Below are 509 nucleotides of genomic sequence, written 5' to 3'. Positions count from 1 at the left end.
TCGCCGCCCAACAGACCATCGGTCAGGCCGTCGAGAAGACCGCCACCCGTGTCGCCCGAGTCAGCCGGGTCTTCGCCAAGCAGACCTGTGCCAATCAACCCGCCAACAAGCCCATCAGAACCCGTCAGCCCGCCAAGCACACCATCGTTGAGAAGCAGATCACCAAGAAGACCGTCAGACCCGGCCACATCGCCCAGAAGGCCGCCGTTGCCGGTGATGTCCCCAAGCAAACCGCCGTCTGAAACCAGGCCATCCAAAAGACCCGTCTCGCCACCGGCCTGCACACCATCCCCGAGCAAGGGCTGGCCCGTCAAAGTCGACCCCAGATCGCCCAGAGGCCCGCTGTCACCGGCAATCCCGCCCAGAAGACCGCCGGACCCGGTCACATCCCCAAGCAAACCGCCATCGCCAGTCAAACCGCCGAGCAACCCGCCCGTTCCGATGAGAGGATCAAGGAGCCCTTGATCTGCATCTGCGTCGGCGTCAGCATCCGCATCGGCGTCAGCATC

The 509-nt window shown here is 64.4% G+C and carries 1 pseudogene; it reads right to left on the bottom strand.

Features of this window, described 5'->3' with window-relative positions:
- Positions 1-509: pseudogene (locus B30_RS21210) on the bottom strand (BapA/Bap/LapF family prefix-like domain-containing protein); the annotation flags it as partial.

The organism is Celeribacter baekdonensis B30 (genome assembly GCF_000299875.1).
In the GTDB taxonomy this organism is placed as follows: Bacteria; Pseudomonadota; Alphaproteobacteria; order Rhodobacterales; family Rhodobacteraceae; genus Celeribacter; species Celeribacter baekdonensis_A.
The sequence above is the reverse complement of the archived record's forward strand: the minus strand, read 5'-3'. Positions and strand labels throughout refer to the sequence as shown.